The organism is Mesorhizobium sp. M0701 (genome assembly GCF_040320365.1).
Taxonomy (GTDB): domain Bacteria; phylum Pseudomonadota; class Alphaproteobacteria; order Rhizobiales; family Rhizobiaceae; genus Mesorhizobium.
In genome coordinates, this window is record NZ_JAMYPO010000122.1 from 1 (window position 1) to 870 (window position 870).

The following is an 870-nucleotide window of genomic DNA, read 5'->3' on the forward strand; positions in this document are numbered from 1 at the left end:
TGGTTGGGGCCAGCCCCGATAAAACTAAATTTTCCTATGGCGTACTCAGGGTGCTGCACGAAACCGGCTATGACATGATCCCGGTCAACCCCACTCCCGGTCTGGATGAAATTCGAGGGCTTAAGGTGTACGCGTCACTAGCGGCCATCGACCGGCCTGTGGATATGGTTGAGGTTTTTCGCCGCTCCGAAGATCTGTTGGAAGTTGCACAGGAGGCCATCGCAATTAGTGCCAAGGTTCTGTGGAGTCAGATTGGGGTGCGCGACAACGCTGCCGCCCAGTTGGCGGAGGAAGCGGGCTTGAAAGTTGTGATGAACCGCTGTCCCAAGATTGAGTTGTTCCGCCCCTTCTGGAAGCCAAAGCTGCACTTGGGAATATGACTGCAGGGGCGCAGAATTCGGGGTTGTCGCGGTAGCTGACCTGTTCCCTTGGCCTTAGACGTTGATTGATTTTTGCCTGAGGTAAGATGCCAGATGATCGCTGAGATCACGCGCGTCGTCGCCGGCGCCGTCGATCAGCGCAGACTTGCGGCGGCGCAGAAACTGCATCCCCATCAGGTACATGCCCGGATGTTCCGCAACGCCGCCGTCGTGACGTAGGTGGCCCTTGCGGTCGAGGACCGGCAGTTCCAGCCAGGAGTAGTCCGGCCGGTAGCCAGTGGCCCAGATGATCGTCCTGATAGCGCCTCCGGCAAGATCGAGGCCGAGCGGCGGGTTGTCCTCGACACGGGTCGGCGGCGGGCGATCCGGCGGCCCGACCGTAGCGTCCAGGCCGTTGGCGCGCGTCCATTCGTCGATGAGGTCGAGCAGCCGTGCCATCTTGAGATCGGAAAGCGCGCACATGTTGCGCAACGACCCCGCAAACTGGGCC

Annotated in this window: 1 protein-coding gene and 1 pseudogene; one reads left to right on the plus strand and one right to left on the minus strand. The window is 60.7% G+C overall.

Translation table 11 applies throughout. From position 1 onward, the window contains the following. A partial coding sequence (locus NKI24_RS35795; protein WP_352750912.1) for a CoA-binding protein occupies window positions 1-380 on the plus strand: 380 nt, incomplete at its 5' end. Between the two features lie 54 nt (window positions 381-434). On the opposite strand, the pseudogene NKI24_RS35800 reads toward NKI24_RS35795, so the two are convergent. Then, window positions 435-870, minus strand: a pseudogene (locus tag NKI24_RS35800) (pyridine nucleotide-disulfide oxidoreductase); the annotation flags it as partial.